Annotated in this window: 1 protein-coding gene; it reads left to right on the top strand. The window is 34.0% G+C overall.

Annotated elements, in window-relative coordinates; genetic code table 11:
- Window positions 1-484, top strand: a 484-nt coding sequence (locus ACE01N_RS20630) for a hypothetical protein (protein ID WP_380592996.1), incomplete at its 5' end; no start/stop codon positions are given.
- Window positions 485-627: the final 143 nt, after the last annotated feature.

The following is a 627-nucleotide window of genomic DNA, read 5'->3' on the forward strand; positions in this document are numbered from 1 at the left end:
CGTTAGCTGTCATATAGATGAAACTCAAAATACAATGACTAGAATTCTCAACCCAAAGAAGATTAAAACATATAAATTATTTGGATTTTCACTCCTTTTGTTGACCTGTATTTTGACCTCTTGTGACCCTGCAATTGGATATGAATATTACCTTAATAATGCATCAGATAAAGAATTAAAAGTATATTTTAAAGGGCGGGGATTCAATGACTCAACACAAACAATAACTGTTCTCCCAGATACTGAAATACTAATATATGAGACAGAAGTTTGGGGTAAAAATCCTCATGATGAAAAAGATGATTTCCTTATAATGTTTGATACATTGAGTATTTCTGCTTTAGATTCTTCCAAATTACTTTTAGATTATTTAAAACGAGACAGTTGGAGTTATAATAGTGACATTGGACATTTGGGATTAATTGAAACTGGAACCAATATATATAATCTTGAAATTTCAAATAAAGATTTTGAAAAAAAATAAATACGCCAGCTAACACGCGGTCATAGTGCATGCGGTTTTTTATAACTTGTAAAACCTTATCCCGTATGCCGTCTTTACGGCTTGACAGTCTCCACTTCGTGGGACAGTCAACCGCACGACACCATACCGCGGGAACGTTAGCG

Source organism: Quyinboa ferrireducens, from assembly GCF_042436675.1.
Classification (GTDB): Bacteria; Bacteroidota; Bacteroidia; order Bacteroidales; family UBA5342; genus JBHJHP01.